This is a genomic window from Pantoea agglomerans NBRC 102470 (genome assembly GCF_001598475.1).
GTDB lineage: Bacteria > Pseudomonadota > Gammaproteobacteria > Enterobacterales > Enterobacteriaceae > Pantoea > Pantoea agglomerans.
On record NZ_BCZA01000010.1, the window covers coordinates 88,869 to 109,679 of the forward strand.

The window sequence follows — 20,811 nt, forward strand, 5'->3', positions numbered from 1 at the left end:
ATCCTCTGTTTTCTCTTAAGTAAAGTCATGTCGGGCCGATATACAGAGCTAAGCGAGGCGCATTACCGCCTGTCTGATATGCTCTGGCCAGATAATACTGTGCGGTCCGCCGCACCCTCTCTGGCAGGGATAACGTGTTAACTGATGCCTCGCTGTCTGCGGTGTCATCTTTATCGGGCTCAGCGCAGCAACCTGTTGCTGCCGGGTTTACTGACGGGCCTTTCTTCCGGCAACGGATCGGCAGCGAACTCTGCGCGTTCTGTCTGATTGAACGTGTCCTCTTTATGCTGTGTCAGGCCAGCCACAGCAGATAACACCAGAGGAGAGTTACGCTGAAACGTCCAGTTTATCATGATGCCGAGGCGGCTCGCCTCGACGCACTTAAGCAGTATCATCTGATGGATTCACCGCCGACCGATGCGCTGGATCGCCTCACTACGCTTGCCGCGCGGCTGTTTCGGGTGCCGGTCGCTTTTGTCTCGCTTATTGATGAAAAGCGGCAGTTTTTTGCCTCCCGTTACGGTTTAAATATTTCAGGTACGGCGCGCAACGTCGCCTTCTGCCACCATACCCTGGCGCAGGGCGATATCCTCTGCGTGCCCGATACGCTGAAAGATCCGCGCTTCCGCGACAGTCCGCTGGTTCACGGCTACCCCTTTATCCGCTTTTACGCGGGAATCCCGCTCTCGACCCCGGATGGGCATCATATTGGCACGGTCTGCCTGACCGACAGCCATCCTCGTGAGCCGTTAACTGCAGAGGATCGAAAGCATCTGAACGATATTGCTGCCCTGGTGATGGATCGCATGGAGATGCATCGTCTGGAGTTATTGCGCTACACCAGCCAGCAGCGACTCGAGGCGATCTCATCCACTTCGCCTGACGCCATTGTCTGCACCGACCTTCGGCGTGGCATAACCTTCTGGAACCCGGCCGCCACCGCGCTGTTCGGCTACAGCGCAGAGGAGATGCGAGGCCAGTATATCAGCGAGCTGATCCCTGCTCGCTGTCAGACTGACTACCGTAATGAACTGGTCCGGATTACCTCTGACGAAGCAGCTATCTCGCACCCACGCTCTTTGCAGATATGGGGTGTTACGCGTGAAGGTCGTGAATTTCCGGCAGAGGTCTCTTTTTCGGGCTGGCGTGAAGAGGGCGAACGGCTGGTGGGCATGATCATCCGCGATGTCACGGCCCGCTATGAGAGTGAGGCGCGGCTCTGTGAGCTGGCCTCACTGGATATGCTGACACGTCTCGCCAGCCGCAGCGCGTTTATGGATCAGGTCGGCCAGCTGACCAGGGCGGGCGTCCCCTATACGTTACTGATGACCGATCTCGATGGTTTTAAAGAGGTTAACGATACGCTGGGGCATGCTGCAGGCGATGCGTTATTGTGCCACGTTGCCGAACAGATTCGTGCGGTGTGCGCCAGTGCCGTGACGGCTGCGCGCCTGGGCGGTGATGAATTTGTGATCCTGTTAGCGGGCGGCAGCGCAGAGGCGGCGATCACGGCGGAGAAACTGATTGCGGCCGTTCAGACGCCGTTCCGCTATCACGACTCACCGGTGGTGGTCGGTGCCAGCACCGGCATCGCCTCCTATCCGGAGCACGGCAGGGATCCCTCTTCGGTGATGTCCGCCGCTGATCTGGCGCTCTATCGCGCCAAAGCGTCGGGTAAAGGCTGCAGCATGCTGTTTATGCCCGCGTTTCGTGAAGCGGAGCAGCAGCGCCGCCGCTTTGAGCGCGAACTGGAAACGGCGGTGCGGCAGCAGCAGTTCACTCTTTACTATCAGCCCCGCTACGACGTTGAAAGCGGAAAGCTTATTGGCTGCGAGACACTGGTACGCTGGCAGCATCCGACGCGCGGGCTGCTGTTGCCGGCTGAATTTATCGGCATGCTGGTTAAAAGTCCGCTTTCAGTCACGCTGGGTGAATGGATCATCCGCAGTGCTCTGGCACAGGTCCGGCAGTGGCAGGTTCGCTCTCCTCAGCTTCGCGTCAGCATTAACCTGTTTCCGCGCCAGCTTGCAGGGAACAGCCTGGAGACGGTAATACGTGAGAGTGCCGGAGGCGATGCCGGTTTTGTTGAGCTGGAAGTGGATGAGCCACTGCTGGCCGTGCTGATGCAGGATATGCCGGTTCAGGTTGACGCCGTACGCCGAACGGGAGCCTCGTTCGTTATCGATCATTACGGGCGTACGCTGGGGGCGATTAACCTGCTGCGCTATAGCGTTGTGACGGGTTTTAAAATCGATAAGTCGATGACGCACGAGCTGGGTTCCAGCATGCGGGTGCGTATGATGTTCCGGGCCATTACCGCGCTCGGCAAAAGCCTGGGTATCCGGGTGGCCGCCGAAGGCGTGGAAGATAAAGAGCAGATCGCTTTTGTTACGGCCGCCGGATGCGACATTATGCAGGGCAATGGCCTGTGCCAGCCACTGACGCCGGCGGACTTTGAGGCGATGCTGTGCGGAGAGGAGTACTGTGCGCCCGCTGTCGCTATCGCCAGCGGTTATGACGTTACGCCACGCTAATCGGTCTGATTGTGGCGAGCGTAGCGGAGGATGCCCGACGCTGATAGTCTGCGCCTCAGGGTGAGTGTGCGGGCTGGTATTCCTGTTTCAGCAAGCCGAAGATCCAGTCATCCTGCCACTGGCCGTTGAGGAAGAAGTTCTGCCGCAACGTCCCCTCCTGCACAAAGCCCGCTGAAATCAGGGTCCGGCGTGAGGCCGCATTGCCTGCCGTCACCGTCGCGATCAGTTTGCGGTATTCCTGTTGCTCAAAGCAGAAGGTGATAATGGCATGCAGAGACTCGCTGCCGTAGCCTTTGCCCTGCGCATCTGCGGCCAGAATAAAGCCAAACTCCGCAATACCCTCTCCACGATCGATAAACCCGCAAAAGCCAGCCGGAGCACCGGATGTTTTTTCTCCGATAACCAGACAGAGCCAGTGCCTGCAGCCCTTGTACCAGGCGGGCAGGCGGACATCAAATGAGTGGGTTCTGATCTCTTCAGCGCTGCGCGGATCGCTGATGTACTGCATCACCGATCTATCCTGACTGACTGCCAGATAGAAGGGCCAGTCTTCCTGCCGAAGTGACCGATAAGTCAGGCGCGGCGAGGTGACTTTCAGCAGTATTTCAGCAGACTCTTCAGTTGTCATCGTGCAACTCCCTGCGGATCGGATCTCTGTGGCGATGGCGCAAAATAACACAGAGTGGCTGACTGGCGGGACGCGCTTTTGCCGCTCTGCGAGGTATCCCGCAATCCCGACGCTATTTCACCAGCTCCTGCTCTCGTGCATTGTCCAGCTCCCGCTTGCCACATTTGCTCTTATCGCTGCGCTGTCAGGCCTTCTGCCCACTTCATTGCTACGCTTTTAGCCAGATGGCTGAAATTGACCCTGATGAGAGTAATCCCCATGGAATTGAAAACGTTTGAAACTGGAGCCTGGGCTGCGCTGCAGGAATCTGCAACCGATCCACAGGGTGGATTTCGTTATCTGATGCTCTGTACGGTCGATGCTCTGCTACAACCTCAGGCGCGCACCGTGGTTCTGCGCAAGTGTGCCGACGACCGCAGGATGCTGACATTTCATACGGATGTTCGCAGCCCGAAGTGGCAGGAGATGGCGGCGAATCCGCAGGTCACCGTGCTGGGATATTGCCATCAGCGTCGCCTGCAGTTACGGCTGGCAGGGCGGGTTGCGTGTTATGCGGCGGGAAGTGATGTTGCCCGGGCAGCCTGGCGTGCGTTACCGCAGCACACGCGGCAGACTTACACCGGCGGACCTCCTGGGGAAGCGCGGACAACGGCTAACGAGACGTCTGACGCGACGGCAGCGGAAACCGGGGAATCCCGTTTTGGCGTGGTGATTTTGCAGGCCGGTGTGCTGGACGCTTATCAGCTTCAGCGAAACGAAAATCAGCGCGGCCTGTTTCGCTATTCGGCTAACGGCGAGTTGCAGGAAAGCGAGTGGCTCAATCCCTGACCCGATGTGCCTGATTCACTTCAGGTCAGGTCAACGCCTGATTGATCCTCTTTTCGCGCACACGATAAAAGAGATTTCACTGTCTGCCGCTTCGTTAGCTGTTTTTTATCTGCCTCACCGCTTATCCGATTTTAGCACCACGTTATCTTCATATGATGGCGTTTTTCTGCTTTTTCCTATCTTTTGTCATTGTTTGTGCCAGGCTTTAACTAACCGAAAAGCAGTGACTTATGCTCAAGGTAAAGAAAAGTACAAATGATCGCTCTGTATCACAGGCAGGTTAAACATGAACAATCAACCTCCTGAAAAACCAGGGTCAGAGGGTAGCGACCAGGTGCTAAGCCTGGCGGAGGAAACCGTTGAGGTCTCGAAACAGCGGGTCATCGACGGTCATGTCAGGGTTACCCGACAGGTCACTGAGCATCAGCAGAAGATTGCGCTGATGCTCCGGCATCAGACGGCGGAAATAGAACGCATTCCTAAATCGGAACGGCTGGCTGAGATGCCGGAGATCCGTGAAGAAAATGGCGTTCTGATCATTCCTGTCGTTGAAGAGGAAATCGAGATCGTTCGTCATCTGGTGCTGAAAGAGGAGTGGCATATCCGCAAAGTTGTCAGTGAGGAAGCGACAGAACAGGTCGTCTCCCTGCGCAAACAGCACGCTCACCTGACCCGAACACGCTATTCAGAGCCGTCCGAATCCATCACCGAGGAACACAACATGGCGCGTGAAACAATCGTAACAATGTTCAGCAATATCTCACTGGCAGAGGGTGCAAAGCGTAACCTGATCAAGGCCGGGTTCCTTGATGATGACATTGATATCATCTCCGGTGATCGTTTGCGTACCGAAGGTCAGGAGGCCCGTCACCCTGGTTTCTGGCAACGCCTGTTCGGCAATACGCTGGAGGAGGATCAGGCCGAAGTGTATGAAGACGCGATGCGAACCGGCGGAGTAGTGCTGTCGCTGCGGGCCGATGAAGATGAGTTACCTCGCGCCTTGGGCATCCTTGATGCACATGAAGAACTTACCGAGCGCAGTGCGGCGCTGCCCGATGATTACGCGCCAGGTTACGCGACCAGTGATGGTCTGACAGCACCTGCCAGTGGAACGCTTCAGGATAATGCCGCCGCCGATCCGCTCTCTAGCGATCCTGCCCATCGTGGCGCTGCCCGTACCGCCCTGACCGGTGACGAAAGTGACGAGGATGTACTGCGTCTGGCAGAGGAGCGACTGGAAGTGGGTAAACGTCTGGTCAGCGAAGGTTCAACCCGCGTTCGCCGCTACACTGTCACCGATCAGGTCTCAGAAAATGTCTCGCTGCATGAGCAGCACGCCGCAATCTTCCGTCGTCCGGTGAATGAATCAGGTTCACCCACCCATGTTGACTGGTCTGAAAAAACTGTCGAAGTGGAAGAGACGCATGAGCAGCCCGTGATTAATAAGACCGCGGAGATCATTGAAGAGGTGGTGTTACGCAAAGAGACAAGCGATCGGGTTGAAACTATCAACGATTCGGTACGCCGTCAGGAAGTGGATATTGACCATGCCAGTACAGATCCTCTCGGCGCAGATCGGCTGACCGGGAATCGTACTGTGGCCGATCCGTTGCTTGAAAGCACGCGTCAGGCCCGCGCTGACCACGACACCCGTCCGGTAACGCCAGGCAGCGAGCCAGCGCATAAAGAGGGTTTCGCGGAAAAGGCCGGTGATAAAATCGCGGAAGCGAAAGAGAAAGTCGAAAACAAGTTTGAAAAGCCGTAATACCGGAGCGGTGATTGTCGCCTTCTATGCCTGAAAACCCGTCGCAGACGGGTTTTTTTCATAAATCACACTGAAATTCTGTAGGCAATTTAATGGCATCACTTAGACCTGACACCCGTTGACGGAGAATGGCCACATTGAAAGTTGTATAGAGCTCTCGTCTTAAGTGTGTGTACGTTATTCGTGACCTGCCCCTAGTATTAGATACAACGATCAGTTAGTAATGTCGGTTTGTTCACCTTCTGATTTTCCATTTCTCCAGCCTGCTGCAAATTCAGACGGCGTCTGGTAATTCAGCGATGAATGAGGTCTGGACTCGTTATAGTCCTGCCGCCAGTCATTAATGATTTTCCGGGCATGAACAATATCGCTGAACCAGTGCTTATTCAGACATTCATCGCGAAAGCGTCCGTTAAAACTCTCAATAAATCCGTTCTGTGTCGGTTTACCGGGCTGAATAAGCCGCAGCTCCACGCAATGCTCAAAGGCCCATTGGTCAAGTGCTCTACAGGTAAACTCCGGCCCCTGGTCAGTTCTTATCGTAGCCGGATATCCGCGAAACAGCGCAATACTGTCCAGAATATGCGTGACCTGCACGCCTGAAATCCCAAAGGCAACAGTGACAGTCAGGCATTCCTTTGTGAAGTCATCGACGCAGTTAAGGCACTTGATCCTGCGACCGGTGGCCAGTTCATCCATGACGAAATCCATTGACCAGGTCAGATTGGGCGCATCCGGGCGAAGCAGCGGAAGCCGCTCAGTCGCCAGACCCTTACGACGTCGTCTGCGCTTCACACTCAGGCCGTTAAGGTGATAAATGCGGTATACCCGCTTGTGGTTGACGTGAAGGCCCTCACGACGCAATAACTGCCAGATCCGCCGGTAACCAAAGCGACGGCGTTCAGGTGCCAGCTCTGTGATGCGTAGAGATAGCTGCGCGTCAGCAGCCGGACGCTGAGCTGAATAACGGCAGGTTGAAAGAGACAGACCTGCCAGCCTGCAGGCACGACGTTGCGACAGACCCGTTGCATCACATATGACTTCCACGGCTTCCCGCTTCTGGTCTGTCGTCAGAACTTTCGACCCAAAGCCACCTGAAGCGCCTCCTTATCCAGCATGGCTTCGGCGAGCAGCTTCTTAAGGCGGACGTTCTCCTCTTCAAGTAACTTAAGCCGCTTTACCTCAGGGACTTCCATGCCGCCAAACTTCTTGCGCCAGGTGTAGAAAGTAGCGTCTGAAATAGAATACTTACGGCAGAGTTCCCGTGCAGAAACCCCGGCTTCGGCCTCGCGGAGGATACTGATGATCTGTTCGTAGGAAAACGCTTCTTCATGGGGATGCCCTCATGTGGCTTATGAAGACATTACTAACATCGGGGTGTACTAATCAACGGGGAGCAGGTCATATCAGTCATAGCACCATCGCCTGGCACGGGCTGACTCGATTACCATCCCGATAGTAAGAGGGATGGCCTCGCGCGGGTTTTTTGGATAGTAGAGGCTGAAAGTCACCAGATCAGAATCCATTCCAAACGCATCGAAGACGTTCTGAAGGCATTCCGCAGCGTCCTCCGGGTCAAGCTTCATGTCCTGATTAAGCGACATCTCTGGCGTGAGTGTTTTTTTCCGGAACGTAAGCAGCGATCGGCCGTTCCACGGCTCAATGAGTGCCATTACGCGTGCCTGTGTGTCATCTACCATAACTTATCCTCCCCGCGAGCGATGGCATTGTACAGTCTGACCGAATTGAAACTGATATCGGCAACGTCTCTTGCCAGAATCACCCAGCCCACGACGGGTATCGCCCGACCAACAAAGGTGCTGAGCTTATGCGTAAAAAGGATACGCGCGGTCCGGGGCGGGTATCCCCCTACGATGGTGGGGAGCTGTATGCCGAAAGGAAACTTGGCGTTAGGGAATACTCTGCGTGCTGCCCGTGAGGCATAGGAGGTACCTTTGAGAGCATCGCGCGGTTTGGTGCGGGTAGTCAGGACATTACGTCCAGACAGGATGGCCACGATCGCTCCGAAGTCATCAATGCCCAGCTGTTCAGCGACTTCTTCACAGAAAATCATGAAAAAGAGCTCACCAGCGGTGAGGTTCGGTCTACCTGCGTAGAAATAGGTGTTATTGAGTTCTTCAGTCGTATCCACTGCCAGCTCCCACAAGTTCACTTCATTCATCATCCTGATGCTTTTTAAACAATACCTCGCGCGTTCATGCTTGACAACCTGACGGTCTGGGACAGGATAATAAAAAACGGTAATTTCACCTCATCTCCCTACAGGCACTCGCGGCATCATTTCAGAAATGGGCATGGTTTCGCTATCCTTATGTCTTAAATGATTTTTTATGCCGTCAGCGCGCTGAATAACGGGAGCGGGGCGTCATCAGGCACTCTGGGGCGCATACCTGGCCATAGAGAGATAAAGGTTATAGAAAGGTTCCTGGGGTATTAAACATTTCCCATTGTCTATATCCATACCTTACATAGACCTGCATTTATCGATACCACAGGAATCTACATTAGAGTCACATAAGCGATTTGCTAGTGACGGCTTTGCCTTATTTAAGTTTGCTCCAGGGTTTTCTTAAGAGATAAGAAGGCTTCCTGTACACGCTGGTTACCAGTCTGTGCTGCCACGAAGCGATGAACCCCCCTCGCGTTGTGCAGACCGCGATCCCTGACTACCCTTGCTGTTGTTTCTATTCCCAAAGCGGGCCGGATAGCCTGAACGCCGGATTAGCATCTGCAATTTTTAGTCATTAACGGCAGGCGATCGTGAATCTGCCGTGCATTATCAATCAGGGAAATCATGACAGAACAACGCAACGCCGATCATTACCGCGCTGATGAGCACATTGATCCTTATATCTCGGTACAGGGTGCAAGAACACATAATCTCAAAGATGTTTCGCTGCGATTTCCCCGCAACGCCATGGTGGTGTTCACCGGGGTTTCAGGCTCCGGTAAATCGTCCCTCGCCTTTGATACCCTCTATGCGGAAGCCCAGCGCCGGTTTATCGAGTCGGTGTCGCCACATGCGCGTCGTCTGATCGATCAGGCTGCTGCACCGGATGTGGATAATATTGACGGACTTCCACCCGCGGTGGCGCTTCAGCAGAGCCGGGCTGGCGCGCAGGAGCGTTCAACGGTGGGCAGCCTCACCCGGATTTCTGTCACGCTGCGTCTGCTGTTTTCCCGTGCGGGCGTAAGGCCTGAAGGCGTTCCCTTTATGACCGCCGATTTTTTCTCGCCTAACAATCCTGAAGGTGCCTGTCCGCATTGCCAGGGACTGGGAAGAGTGCACACCGTTAAAACCGAGTCGATGGTGCCGGATAGCTCACTGAGCATCCGCCAGGGAGCTATCGCTTCCTGGCCCAGAGGCTGGCATAACAAAAATCTGCGCAGCATCCTTGAGACGCTCGGCTACGATGTTGATGCGCCCTGGAATACGCTTTCAGCCCGTGATCAGCAGTGGATACTGCTGACTGACGAACAGCCATCGGTGCCAATTTTTGTCGGTCTGAATGCTGAGCAGCGCGAAAACGCGCTGGCGGCGGGCGAAGAGCCGGCTTATACCGGCACGTACACCAGTGCAGCAAAAATCGTGCTGCAGAGTTATTCGGGTGGCAGCGAGACGACGAAGAAACGGCTGGCGCGCTTTGTGACGGTCACTCCCTGTTCTGAATGCCACGGTAAAAGGCTAAACCGGGATGCGCTGTCCGTGACCTTTGCCGGGCATGACATTGCCAGCCTGAGTGAGCTGTCGGTCTCAAAGCTCGCTGAACTGCTGAAGCCTTATGCGCGTGGCGCATCACCGGACCTGCCGGCAGAGGCGGCACTGCGTGAGGCGGTCATCCGGATGGCGTCGGATATCTGTATGCGGCTTGAGCAGCTGGAAACGCTGGGTCTGGGTCATCTGGCGCCGGGACGCCGTACCACCGTACTCTCATCCGGCGAGCTACAGCGCGTGCGTCTGGCCACCCAGCTGATATCGCGGCTGTTTGGCGTGCTTTATGTGCTGGATGAGCCGTCAGCCGGACTGCATCCCGATGATGTCAAATCGCTGCTCGCATCCCTGAAGAACCTGGTGCGTGCCGGTAATTCTCTGGTGGTCGTCGAACATAATATTGACCTCATCGCCGAGGCAGACTGGCTCATTGAGGTCGGCCCCGGTCCGGGAACGCATGGCGGTGAGATCGTTTATAACGGCGAACCAGCAGGGCTTGAAGAAGTCAGTGCGTCACCCACCTCGGCCTATCTTTTCTCACGAAGCTATACCGGGCTGCGCCAGCGCCGGCCTGCAGAGAGCTGGCTCTGCTTTGAACAGGTCTATTGCAACAATATTGCCGGAGTGGATATCGCCATCCCTCTGGGGAGAATGACGGCCGTCACCGGCGTGTCCGGCTCCGGAAAATCGACGTTGCTGAATCGCGTGCTTCCGGAAATGCTCGGACGTTTTGACAAAACGCCTGACATCGAGGAGGGTGAGGAAGAGGATCTGGTGCCGGACGTTAAGGGTCAGGTTGTCAGCGGAAGTGACGCCATCGGCCGGTTGGTCAGAATCGATCAGCGTCCTATCGGCCGGACGCCACGCTCGAATCTGGCCACTTACACCGGATTTTTCGACATTGTCCGCAGGCTGTTTGCAGACACCGACGCGGCGAAAGCCAAAGGCTTCAGCGCCAGCCGGTTTTCCTTCAATCTGCCAGCCGGACGCTGTCCTGCCTGTGAAGGGCAGGGACAGATTTCGATTGAGCTGCTCTTCATGCCGAGCGCTACCGCAACCTGTTCCGTCTGCGCGGGAAGCCGTTATAACCCCGAAACGCTGGAGGTGAAATGGAACAACCTGACGATAGCGGATGTGCTTGATCTGACCGTGGACGACGCCACTAAGGTGTTTCATGGACATGACGGGATCCAGCGTTCGCTTAAGGCACTGACGTCGCTGGGGCTGGGATATCTGACCCTGGGTCAGCCCGCCACTGAACTGTCGGGCGGCGAGTGCCAGCGTATCAAGCTTGCCTGGGAGCTGCAGCGGGTCCAGCGTACGCCCACGCTTTATCTGCTTGATGAACCTTCAACAGGATTGCACCCGTCTGACATGGATAAGCTGCTGGTAGTGCTGGATGAACTGGTAAAGCGTGGTCATACCGTAATTATGGCGGAACACAACATGCGCATAGTGGCAGAGGCGGACTGGGTGATTGATCTGGGTCCCGGCTCGGGTCTTAAAGGAGGAAGGGTTGTCTCCTCCGGCTCACCGGAAGAGGTCAGCGCATCTGAAGAGAGTCTGACTGCGCCCTGGCTTTCCGCACAGCTGAAAAAGAGGGCGGGCGATCCGGATTGCGGTGGATGATTACGCCGCTGAAACTGGTGCATTGTAAGGGCTCAGGCGCAAGCTCCTGAGCCCGTCAGTAATGATAACGGCATGAGGCAATCAATAGAGCATCCCCGCTGACAGCGTACACCAGCCGATGTTCTGCCGTGATTCTGCGTGACCAGAAACCTGCAAGATTATGCTTTAACGGCTCGGGTTTTCCTTTGCCTTCAAAAGGCGTCCTGCTGGCATCTTTGAGCAGCTCGTTTATCTTTTTAACGGTTTTTTTATCGGCATCCTGCCAGTAGAGATAATCTTCCCAGGCTTCTGCGGACCAGGTTAGTTTCACTCAATAATATCCCTGTCAGTCCCGTTACCGCTTTGCAGGCTTTCGATAGAATCCATCAACCTGCGCGCATTTTTAGGTGACCGCAGCAGGTATGCCGTCTCTTCCAGTGAGTTATATTCCTCAAGCGACATCAGCACGCAGGATTCACCGTTCTGGCGAGTGATCAATACCGGCGCTTTATCTTCAACTGTCTGAACCATAGTGGCAGACAGATTCTGTCGGGCTTCGCTGTAACTGATTGCTCTCATAGTACCTCCGTAGTAAGTAATACAAATCATTGTACAATGATAAGCTATGACAAGGAAGCTTAAGTGAGAAGACTGGATATGAAATCGCGAAAGCGACAAAGTAACAGGCGCCTGACAAACCATAACCCTGAGTTTTCATCCGGTCACCATGCTGCTCGAATCAGTGAATACGGGTATTTTCTCATCAGCGCAGCGGCGCATTAACCTGTAACGCATCCAGCTCACGGGCGTCGTGACTGCAAAAAAAGGTGATTTCGCCGCCGCGCTGGCAGGAGAGCTCACGCAGTCGCTGCTGATTGTGTCGTCTGGCCACGTTATCCATGCCCATCATCCACTGGTAAAAGCGCAGTCCCGGCGTGCAGTGTCGCGTCTGCTGCCGCATTTCGCCGCGGTAAAACCAGGCATCGCCGCCGTGCAGCAGCCAGCCATCGGGTTGCTGAATCGCGATACCCGCGTGACCCGGCGTATGGCCCGCCGGCGGCACCAGCAAAATCTCCGGCGGTAAGTCACGCAGGCGATTAACCGCCTCAAAACCAAACCACTTTTCTCCCTGCGGCTGATAGGTCTCCCAGTTGCTGATCCCACCCCATTGTCCGGGCCGGTAACGTTCCCGTGACAGCCAGCTATGGCGCTGATGCGCAGTATCAACCTCCTGCTGCAACAGATGGATTCGCGCCTGCGGAAAATCGGTCAGTCCGCCAGCATGATCAAAGTCGAGATGGGTCAGAATAATATGCCGCACATCCTCAGCCCGGAAACCCAGTGACGTAAACTGTGACAGTGCGGTCAGTTCATCGCGGCGCTGAATATTGTTTAATGCGCGGAAAAAGCCGGACAGGCGGCTGCCGGGCGCATGGATATCCTGACGACCAAAGCCGGTATCCACCAGCACCAGCCCGTCGCGATCCGTCTCAATCAACAGACAGTGACAGACCAGATGTGCTTTCAGGCCTTTACTGAATCCATCATAGAACGCGCCGCCCAGCGGACACATACAGCCACAGTTAAGGTGGTGAATTTTCATCGGGCCTCCATAGGGGCAATGGGGATATCTCTGAGAGGCTACGGCCTGTCCGGCGCGTAGCACATCAGCCTGGCTATAGAGTGTAGAGAGGGATGACGCAGTAGGCGGAGCGGTGAAGCGGATAACCGGGAAAAATTGCCGGTTATCCGCCAGAAAGCAGAGGATTATCAGGTGTGGAACAGCGGGAAAGCACCGGTCAGCAGACCGCCCGCCATCAGCACCAGACTGACCAGAATCCCCCACTTAATTGCAAAGCGCTGGTGGTCGCCGATGTCGACTTTCGCCAGACCCACCAGCAGGTAGACTGACGGCACCAGCGGACTCAGCAGGTGGAATGGCTGGCCGACAATAGAAGCGCGGGCAATCTCTTCTGCGGTAATGCCGTAGCTGGCCGCCGTCTGGGCGATAACCGGCAGAATGCCGAAGTAAAAGGCATCATTCGACATAAAGAAGGTAAACGGCAGACTGACCAACGCGGTGAACACCGCCAGGAAAGGGCCGAAACTGGGCGGGATCACAGCCAGCAGACTCTTCGCCATGGCGTCAACCATGCCGGTGCCGGAGAGGATGCCGGTGAAAATACCGGCGGCAAAAATTAATGCGGTCACCGCCAGCACGTTACCGGCATGGGAGCTGATGCGGGCTTTCTGCTCCTCCAGCGTGGGATAGTTGAGCATCACCGCAATCGCAAACGCCAGCATAAACAGGATCTGAATCGGCATTAAACCAATCACCAGCAGCACCAGCAGCACGGTGGTCAGGATGAAGTTAGGCCAGAACATTTTCGGACGGCGATTGGCTGCGCACTCTTCGGCATCGCCCAGCCCCAGCTCAATGTTGTCGAGATGGTGATCTTTCATGGTCATCACGCCAAGGCGCTTACGCTCACGCAGGCCAAACAGCACCGCCATCGCCACCAGGCTGGCACAGGCCAGCAGCATGGCTGGCAGCATCGGAATAAAGATATCAAGGGCGTCAATGCGCAGTGCCGCCGCGGCACGGGCTGTCGGACCTCCCCAGGGTGAGAGGTTCATGATGCCGCTGGCAAGGTTCACCAGACAGGTCATCATCAGCACGTTCATGCCCAGCCGGTGATAGAGCGGCAGGAATGCGGCAATGGCGATCATGTAAGTGGTAGAGCTGTCACCATCCAGCGAAACCAGCAGCGTTAGTACCGCCGTTCCGACCAGCACTTTCAGTGGGTCACCGCGCACCATCCGAAGAATAAAGCGCACCAGTGGGTCAAACAATCCGGCATCGATCATCAGACCGAAATAGAGAATGGAGAAGGTCAGCATCACGCCGGTAGGGGCCAGCTTTTTGACGCCGTCCAACATCATGGCACCCAGGCCTGCGTAAAAACCGCCAATCAGCGCAAATATGGTTGGTATCAGGATCAGCGCAATCAAGGCTGACATGCGTTTGGTCATGATCAGATACATGAAGCAAACAACCATGGAAAAACCCAGTATCGTCAGCAAATTAACAGCCCTCGCAATGGCGGAAAAGTAATGAAAAAGTTACATATCGACAGGAAAATTCAGGTAATTACTTAGCGTGGTAATGATTAACCTGTTGTTTTAATTAACCCTGCATTCAAAGATGATAATAAATAGTTGTCAGTATTTAGCATTTCTTTAACAAAGAAGGGTGATCATGATCATCTTTAAACGGTTCTTAAACGAGATTGTGTGACTGAGATCAAAGGGTGTCGAAGTGTAACCGGGGTTTCGGGCCAGCTGGGGGCTGAATCAGGCGGGTAGTAGAGTGGTGGAGAAACAGGGTAACCGGCTGAGCCTTGATGCTCAGCCAGTTAACGTTATTAGCTGCCTAACAGCTGAATAATCATCTCAGGGGTTTTATTCGCCATTTTGCTGACGGCCGTCTGACCCTGCTGAATAATCTGGCTACGTGCCAGCTGGCTTGCTTCTTCAGCATAGTCCGCATCCTGTATGCGGCTGCGAGCCGCTGAGGTATCCACACCCTGCTGCGATAACACATTACGGTTCGATTCGTAACGGTTGATCTTTGCGCCATAGGTCGACTGATAACCGCTGATCTTCTCGAGCGCGCTATCCAGTGCTTTCATGGTGGTTGAGATATCGCCCTCTGTAAGCAGCGTTGTGTTGTTCAGCCCCAGCGTTTTGGTATCCGATGGCGTTGCCGGAATAGTATCCGACTGAATAGGCTGACCGTAATCGGCGCTGGTGACCACCTCCATAGGTTCGCTCTTCTTCGGCGGCGTTGCAGGCAGGCTTTTGGGTTCCGGCAGATTTCCCCAGGTCAGATTACCGGTGAAGGAACCATTGCCCACCACCACCACAATCAAATCCTCGCTGACGGTATCCAGCGTGATGCGCTCAAGCCGGTTACTGGTGATGGTGCCGTTGTTGAAATCGCCGCTGGCGACATCCTCATAGCGATCGCCGTCACCGCTGTAAGTGATGTTCATGCCGTTGTAGGTGCTGCTGTTACTGCCTGCCAGCGTCCAGCTCGGGCCGCCCTCCAGCAACTGCGAGCTGTCATAAGCCGCACCGCTGGCAAATCCGTTACTGCTGGTCAGCAGGCGACTATCCGCGGTAGCCGCATTAGTGATGCTTTTGCTGGCCCAGGTGTAATCAGGCGCACTGCCGTCCAGTGGTGTACCGACCAGGTGTTTACCGTCGCGGGTAAAGAGCTGGAGATCGTCATCCATACCCAGTGAGTCGATGGTGATGCTTATCGCCGTCGAGCCTGCCGGGATATAGGCCAGCGGAATCACGCCCGAGGTGAAGGAGTAATTCTTGCCGGGCACCGGAAACTTCGTGTTGATAGGGTCAACGTTACCCAGTTTCGCAGGGGGAAGATCGGGATTATTAGTCGCCAGTGGATAGCGGCCAAAAATCTCGGTGTGGTTTGCCACTTCATTGATGCCTGCCATAATCTGCTGATACTGGCCGTTGATGCTCTGTCGATCGGCGTCCGACAGCGTGCCGTTGGCTGCCTGGACCGACAGGGTGCGCGCCTGGATCAGCAGATCGACGATACTGCCAAGGCCGCCACTGGCGGTCTGGGAATAGCTGATGGCGTCATTGAGGCCACGCGCTACCACCGCATCGGCGTTGATATTGGCCGTCATGCGGTTGGCAATCGCCTGACCTGCCGCGTCATCTTTGGCACTGTTAATTCTCATCCCTGATGATAACCGTTCAACCGTTCGTCCCAGAACAGAGTCAGTGCTGTACCGCGTTTTGTTCGTAATCGCGGCGGTTTCGTTATGGTTGATCGTTAACATGGTCGCTTCGAACAGGGAGAGGAGTCTCTGTTTTATCGGCAGGGTGATAAGCAGCTTTAATCTCTGTGGCGACAAAAAGGCAGGAAATACGGGGGCAGACGGTCAAGAGGCTGATGGTTAACCGCTTTTCAGATAAAAAAAATTAACGGTTCAACCCGGTCAGGAAAAACGCCTGCCACGCGATGACGCAGCAGGCGAACGAAGATCAGTTAAACACCATGCCGCCATCAATCAACAGCGACTGACCGGTCATGTAATCGGAATCGGGACTGGCCAGGTAGGCGACGCAGGCAGCCACATCTTCCGGTTCAGAAAGACGTCCCAGCGTAATGCGTTTCGCAAATTCCTCGGTGCCGTAGCCGGCGGGCTTGCCGGCTGCTTCAGAGATCTGGCGGTCGATCTCTTCCCACATCGGTGTTCTGACAATGCCAGGGCAGAAGGCGTTGACCGTGATGCCGGCAGGTGCCAGATCGCGCGCAGCGGTCTGCGTCAGGCCGCGCACGGCAAACTTACTGGAGCTGTAAACCGCCAGCTCCGGATTACCGACATGACCCGCCTGAGAACAGGCGTTGATAATTTTGCCGCCGTGACCTTGTGCAGCAAATGCTTTAATCGCGGCCTGCATGCCCCAGATCACCCCTTTGACATTGACGTTGTAGACCTTGTCGACCACCGCTTCGGTGATCTCAGCAATCGGCGTGGAGGGCGCAATACCGGCATTATTGACGATGACGTCAAAGCCGCCCAGCGTGCGGCGCGCCTCTTCTACCGCTTCCATCACCTGATCACGCTGCGAGACATCGACTTTCAGCGCAATCGCTTTGCCACCCTGCTGGTTGATCTTCTCCGCGACCTGGCGTGCGGTCTCCTGATTAAAATCGGCTACTGCAACCGCCAGTCCATCTTTCGCCAGACGCAGGGCGATCGCTTCACCAATGCCCTGGCCTGCGCCGGTCACAAATGCCACTCTGTTTTTCATCATGATTTCCTTTTTGAGAAATTAAAGAAGCTGGCTCAGATGCAGCTGACCCATCAGCAGCGGGTTGTCGGTGTAATCGACCGGCACCGCGACCACGGCGGGCCCCTGAACATCCATCGCTTTACGCAGCGTCGGCTCCAGCTCTGCCGCACTGGTCACCGCAAAGCCCGCTGCCCCAAACGCTTCGGCATAGGCTTTGAAATCGACCGGCCCAAAATTGACGCCCGAGACGCGGTGATATTTTTTCTCTTCCTGCATCGCCACCATGTTGTAGGCGTTATCGACCCAGACGATGTGCAGAATGTTGGCTTTTAAGCGGACGGCAGTTTCCAGCTCCATGCTGGATTGCAGGAAACCACCATCGCCGGAAACTGAAACCACTTTGCGCTGCGGCTCGACCAGCCAGGCACCAATCGCCCACGGCAGGGCCACACCCATCGTCTGCTGACCGTTGGAGATCATGATCTGACGGGCGCGGAAGCTGTAGAGATAGCGGGCGATCCAGATGTGGAAGCTGCCCATATCGACGGTAAGGCTGACGTCACTGTTAATGATGTCCTGCATGGCGCGCACAATGCGCAGCGGATGCAGAGCAAACTGATTGAGGCTGGCACCCTGCATCGCCAGCAATTTGCGCTGCTGCTGACGATCCTCAAGGATGGTGGCGGCTTCCGGGGTCAGCTGGAGTGGGGCAGTGATGCGCGCGGCGAGTTTACGCACCGTGGCGGCGATATCACCCACCAGTTCTGCGTCCGGCAGATAGCGGTTGTCGGTCTCAGCGGGTATTACGTCGATATGAATCAGGGTGGCGTTACCGCTGTTCCACATCGCCGGTTCATATTCCACCGGGCTGTAGCCGATGGTGACGATCAGGTCAGCCTGTTGCAGCAGCCTGTCGCCCGCCTGGTTGTTAAACAGCCCGACGCGCCCGGCGAAGCGTGAGAAGTGATCCTGTCTGACCGCTCCTGCTGCCTGATAGGTGCTGGTAACCGGAATGTGACTGCGTGTCAGCAGCTCATGAATCGCTTCGCTGTTCTCTGTCTGGCTCGCCATTAATCCCAACAGGATGACCGGATTTTTAGCCCCGGCGATAGCTTCGCTGACGGCGTCGATCATTGAGTCAGGTGCGGCGCCCAGTACAGGGCGGCCTTTGCTGCTCAACGCTTTGCCGGTAACCGGCTGATCGACAATATCCTGTGGCAGGCTGATAAAGGCACCGCCGCCCCGGCCATGTTCGGCGTGGCGAAACGCATTCGACAGGCATTCAGAAAGTGCAGCGGGGTCGGTGACCTCAACCGCATATTTAGTGATTGGGCGAAACATTGAAACCGTGTCCATGCTCTGATGAACCTGCTTGGCGCTGTCGGAGCGCTTCACCTGACCGCCGATAGCCACCACCGGATCGCCTTCGCTGGTGGCGGTGGCCATGCCGGTGATCAGGTTGGAGCAGCCCGGCCCGGAGGTGACCAGCGCCACGCCCGCATTGCCGGTAAGGCGGCCCACTGCGGCGGCCATAAATGCAGCGTTAGCTTCGTGGCGAACCGGGATGGTCTGGATGGAGGAATCCAGCAGTGAGTCGAAGACTTTATCAATTTTTGCGCCAGGAATACCAAAGACGTGGCGGACGCCCTGTGCCTCAAGTTGCGCCACCACCAGGTCAGCGCCACAGGTCCAGAGTGTGGTATCGGTTGGAGTTTTCATCGTCATTCCTCTGATTAGCTTTCTACCGCACGAATCGCGGCGTCAAGATTGGCGGGGTTCAGGTCGGCATTGAGAAAATCGCTGTCCTGCGGCAAATCCACGACCAGCTTGCTGATGGCACCAAAGGTCAGGGTGCCCTGTTCCAGCGCATAATCGAGAATGTGGCCGCCGCCTTCGCGGTCGTCGGTAATAAAATGTTCGTGATAGCCCGCAACGTTAATGCCCTGCATATATTGCGGTGTACGGAATCCGATCAGTTCGCCCGCGCGCTGGCTGAAGGCAAAGGTCGGCTGATCGCCCAGAACTTCCGGCATTGAGCGATAGGGACGACACTGGCATGGCACGGTGCGGGTCTCGACGCGACTGAAACGACCGCTGATGCGCAGCGCGCAGAACTGGTTATCGGAGGTGATTTCGTTGTCGATCACCTGATGGATCGCCTCACGCGACATCGGCCGGTCAAATTCATACAGATGCTGCGGTTTAAAAAAGGTCATCACGGCGAACGGAGTTTTCTGCGCCGGATCGGCCGGGTGCGCGCTGCCGTCGGCGTGCAGCTGATAGACCTTGCTATCAAACGCGATCATTTCGCCATCCAGCCGGTTAAAGGTACCCAGGCCGAAATCCCCTTTACGCAGCAGGTCGGCAATACGGACATTGCCGTCGTAAACGCCGCTCAGCAGCGCACTCATTAAAGAGGTCTGATAGATAACGCTTTCTGGTGCATCCTGTGAAAGCGTCAGGACAGTATGTTTTAGTTGATCCTCACAGGAACAATCAGTTACACAATTGCTCATTTGATGCCTCATCGATTAACCGTTAAGCCGTGTTAACCTAATGGTGAACCGATTCAGTCGGTGGGTCCAATAGCGAAACCTGTTAACTTTGAGACGTTTTTGATATGGAACTTCGCCATCTGCGTTATTTTGTTGCCGTAGCCGAGACGCTTCACTTCACTCGTGCCGCCGAGATACTGGGCATATCGCAGCCGCCGCTGAGTCAGCAGATACTGCGGCTGGAGCAGGAAATTGGCACACCGTTGCTGAAGCGCCTGACGCGCGGAGTGGAACTCACCGAAGCGGGCGAAGCGTTTCTGGCGGATGCCCGGCAGATTGTGCAACTGGCCGATCAGGCGCTGGAGAACGCACGCGGTATTGCGCGCGGGATCAGTGGTCAGCTGTCGCTGGGCTTTGCCAGCTCGGTGGCGTTTAATCCACGCATCTTCACCCTGATCCGCCAGTTTAAAGAACGTTATCCGGCGATGGAGCTGCTGACCCGCGAAGAGAATATGTCTTTGCTGATGCAGGATTTACAGGAAGGATTGCTGGATGCCGCTTTTATCCGGCTGCCGTGTGAAAGCAGCAAGGCGTTTAATCTGCGCGTCATCTCCACCGAAAAGATGCTGATTGCGCTGCCGCGCTGCCATCCCCTCAGCGGCACACCCACCGTGGCACTATCCGCACTGGCGGGAGAAACCCTGGTGATCTTCCCGCGCGACGTCTCGCCCAGCCTGTATGAGTTGATTGTCACTGCCTGTCTGCGGGCGGGCTTTTCGCGCCACACTTTTCAGCAGGCTCCGCAGATCACTACGTCGCTGGGCATGGTGGCGGCGGGCTGCGGGATTGCGCTGGTGCCGGAGTCGATGCGCTGCGTCGATAACCCCGGGGTCAGCTTCTGCGATATCGAAAACAACACGCTATTTACGGATGTTGCCTTTGCCTGGCGTCGGCTTCACCCGTCAAAAGCAGTACTGCACCTGCTGGCGCTGCTGGCAGAGCAGCCTGCCGCACCAGGCGAAGCGGGTTGATAAGCGCCAGCTATTGAACTGAAAACAATAACCAACTGGCGGCCATGGACCGGGATGCCAATAATCGGTGCATGACTACATACCGCGTAAGAGTCGGGTTTCACAACCCGTCAGCCCTGACATTCAGGCAACTGGATGAAATTCTGGAGCCGCAGCGATTCTGGAGAACAGATTCTGCGGGCGGCCAGTTCCGCTATTTCATGGAGTATGAGTACCAGTCTGACGTGCGCGATCTCTGCTCGGTCTGCTCGCTAGCCTACAGTCAGGCCTGCAAAGTCAGAAAGTGCCCGCTGATTCTGGTCGAGGTGATGAACTGATCCTTTCCGGCGATCCCGCCGTTCTCAGCACGGG

General features: G+C 55.8%; 18 protein-coding genes. 6 read left to right on the top strand and 12 right to left on the bottom strand.

Annotated features, from left to right (window positions below; all coding sequences use genetic code 11):
- The first annotated feature begins 398 nt into the window (after window positions 1–398).
- Window positions 399–2,534 (top strand): putative bifunctional diguanylate cyclase/phosphodiesterase, encoded by a 2,136-nt coding sequence (locus tag PAG01S_RS18310; protein WP_062759531.1) that lies wholly within the window; start codon window positions 399–401, stop codon window positions 2,532–2,534.
- A gap of 55 nt (window positions 2,535–2,589) precedes the next feature.
- Here PAG01S_RS18310 and PAG01S_RS18315 read toward each other — a convergent pair whose 3' ends face one another.
- On the bottom strand, window positions 2,590–3,162 hold the full coding sequence (locus tag PAG01S_RS18315; RefSeq protein WP_010256885.1) for a GNAT family N-acetyltransferase: 573 nt from the start codon (window positions 3,160–3,162) through the stop codon (window positions 2,590–2,592).
- Window positions 3,163–3,420: 258 nt separating this feature from the next.
- Between PAG01S_RS18315 and PAG01S_RS18320 the strand changes: the two genes are divergently transcribed.
- Together PAG01S_RS18320 and PAG01S_RS18325 are read left to right on the top strand one after the other, a co-directional pair.
- Window positions 3,421–3,990 (top strand): pyridoxamine 5'-phosphate oxidase family protein, encoded by a 570-nt coding sequence (locus tag PAG01S_RS18320; RefSeq protein WP_062759532.1) that lies wholly within the window; start codon window positions 3,421–3,423, stop codon window positions 3,988–3,990.
- A 286-nt stretch (window positions 3,991–4,276) separates the two neighbouring features.
- Window positions 4,277–5,755 (top strand): YsnF/AvaK domain-containing protein, encoded by a 1,479-nt coding sequence (locus PAG01S_RS18325; protein ID WP_062759533.1) that lies wholly within the window; start codon window positions 4,277–4,279, stop codon window positions 5,753–5,755.
- A gap of 213 nt (window positions 5,756–5,968) precedes the next feature.
- Here PAG01S_RS18325 and PAG01S_RS18330 read toward each other — a convergent pair.
- The 3 genes from PAG01S_RS18330 to PAG01S_RS18345 form a co-directional block, all read right to left on the bottom strand.
- Window positions 5,969–7,062, bottom strand: a protein-coding gene (locus tag PAG01S_RS18330) for an IS3 family transposase (protein WP_088234242.1) whose coding sequence is annotated in 2 segments (ribosomal slippage) — window positions 5,969–6,831 and window positions 6,831–7,062 — 1,095 coding nt in all. Because the reading frame shifts where the segments join, the coding sequence is not laid out codon by codon here.
- A gap of 99 nt (window positions 7,063–7,161) precedes the next feature.
- Entirely contained in the window at window positions 7,162–7,455 is a 294-nt protein-coding gene (locus tag PAG01S_RS18340) for a DUF1493 family protein (protein ID WP_022624214.1), read from the bottom strand.
- Window positions 7,449–7,907, bottom strand: coding sequence for an STM2901 family protein (locus PAG01S_RS18345; RefSeq protein WP_031292265.1), 459 nt, complete (start codon window positions 7,905–7,907; stop codon window positions 7,449–7,451). Before PAG01S_RS18345 ends, PAG01S_RS18340 begins: the two co-directional genes overlap by 7 nt.
- A gap of 663 nt (window positions 7,908–8,570) precedes the next feature.
- On the opposite strand from PAG01S_RS18345, the gene PAG01S_RS18350 reads away from it, so the two are divergent.
- A complete protein-coding gene (locus tag PAG01S_RS18350; RefSeq protein ID WP_062759536.1) occupies window positions 8,571–11,117 on the top strand; it encodes an excinuclease ABC subunit UvrA in 2,547 nt (848 codons plus the stop codon).
- 55 nt (window positions 11,118–11,172) lie between these two features.
- Here the strand turns inward: PAG01S_RS18350 and PAG01S_RS18355 are convergent, their stop codons facing one another.
- The 8 genes from PAG01S_RS18355 to budA form a co-directional block, all read right to left on the bottom strand.
- On the bottom strand, window positions 11,173–11,427 hold the full coding sequence (locus PAG01S_RS18355) for a Txe/YoeB family addiction module toxin (RefSeq protein WP_010256862.1): 255 nt from the start codon (window positions 11,425–11,427) through the stop codon (window positions 11,173–11,175).
- Window positions 11,424–11,675: a YoeB-YefM toxin-antitoxin system antitoxin YefM gene (gene yefM / locus PAG01S_RS18360; protein ID WP_010256861.1), complete on the bottom strand. Its 252-nt coding sequence runs from the start codon at window positions 11,673–11,675 to the stop codon at window positions 11,424–11,426. Before yefM ends, PAG01S_RS18355 begins: the two co-directional genes overlap by 4 nt.
- A gap of 184 nt (window positions 11,676–11,859) precedes the next feature.
- On the bottom strand, window positions 11,860–12,699 hold the full coding sequence (locus PAG01S_RS18365) for an MBL fold metallo-hydrolase (RefSeq protein WP_062759537.1): 840 nt from the start codon (window positions 12,697–12,699) through the stop codon (window positions 11,860–11,862).
- A gap of 167 nt (window positions 12,700–12,866) precedes the next feature.
- Window positions 12,867–14,180 (bottom strand): CitMHS family transporter, encoded by a 1,314-nt coding sequence (locus PAG01S_RS18370; protein ID WP_031292261.1) that lies wholly within the window; start codon window positions 14,178–14,180, stop codon window positions 12,867–12,869.
- A 341-nt stretch (window positions 14,181–14,521) separates the two neighbouring features.
- Window positions 14,522–15,973 carry a flagellin N-terminal helical domain-containing protein gene (locus PAG01S_RS18375; protein ID WP_073970698.1) on the bottom strand — a complete coding sequence of 484 codons (1,452 nt, stop codon included), beginning with the start codon at window positions 15,971–15,973 and terminating at the stop codon, window positions 14,522–14,524.
- A gap of 205 nt (window positions 15,974–16,178) precedes the next feature.
- Entirely contained in the window at window positions 16,179–16,952 is a 774-nt protein-coding gene (locus PAG01S_RS18380) for a (S)-acetoin forming diacetyl reductase (protein ID WP_062759539.1), read from the bottom strand.
- A gap of 21 nt (window positions 16,953–16,973) precedes the next feature.
- Window positions 16,974–18,653 carry an acetolactate synthase AlsS gene (alsS, locus tag PAG01S_RS18385; RefSeq protein ID WP_010256852.1) on the bottom strand — a complete coding sequence of 560 codons (1,680 nt, stop codon included), beginning with the start codon at window positions 18,651–18,653 and terminating at the stop codon, window positions 16,974–16,976.
- Window positions 18,654–18,667: 14 nt separating this feature from the next.
- The gene (budA, locus tag PAG01S_RS18390; protein WP_033781025.1) at window positions 18,668–19,450 is read right to left on the bottom strand and encodes an acetolactate decarboxylase; all 783 of its coding nucleotides are present in this window, start codon (window positions 19,448–19,450) and stop codon (window positions 18,668–18,670) included.
- Window positions 19,451–19,554: 104 nt separating this feature from the next.
- On the opposite strand from budA, the gene PAG01S_RS18395 reads away from it, so the two are divergent.
- Both PAG01S_RS18395 and PAG01S_RS18400 read left to right on the top strand, forming a co-directional pair.
- Window positions 19,555–20,460: a LysR family transcriptional regulator gene (locus PAG01S_RS18395; protein ID WP_022624205.1), complete on the top strand. Its 906-nt coding sequence runs from the start codon at window positions 19,555–19,557 to the stop codon at window positions 20,458–20,460.
- Window positions 20,461–20,531: 71 nt separating this feature from the next.
- On the top strand, window positions 20,532–20,777 hold the full coding sequence (locus PAG01S_RS18400) for a hypothetical protein (protein WP_010256845.1): 246 nt from the start codon (window positions 20,532–20,534) through the stop codon (window positions 20,775–20,777).
- Window positions 20,778–20,811 lie beyond the last annotated feature (34 nt).